A 293-nucleotide genomic window follows, 5' to 3' on the forward strand; every position below is an offset into this window, starting at 1 on the left:
GGGTGAGGGTGCACCGCTGGGTGAGGGGCTGCTGCCGGGTGTGGGGTTGCTGCCGGGTGAGGGCGCGCCGCTGGGTGAGGGGCTGCTGCCGGTGGGTGCAGAGGTGGAAGACGGACTGCTGCCAGGCACGGGTGCGCTGCTGGAAGACGGACTGTTGCCGGGTGCGGGTGCGCTGCTGGGGGACGAGCCGCCGCTGGGGGACGAGCCGCCGCTGGGGGTGGGCGCGCTGGTGGGAGACGAGGTGGGGTTGCTGCCCGGCGAGGGGGTGGGTGTGCGGGAGCTGCTGCTTTGAG

1 pseudogene is annotated in these 293 nt (G+C 74.4%); it reads left to right on the plus strand.

Features of this window, described 5'->3' with window-relative positions:
- Positions 1–292: pseudogene (locus tag GCL84_RS29050) on the plus strand (IniB N-terminal domain-containing protein); the annotation flags it as partial.
- Between the last annotated feature and the right edge of the window lies 1 nt (position 293).

The organism is Actinokineospora pegani, from assembly GCF_009745975.1.
Taxonomy (GTDB): domain Bacteria; phylum Actinomycetota; class Actinomycetes; order Mycobacteriales; family Pseudonocardiaceae; genus Actinokineospora; species Actinokineospora pegani.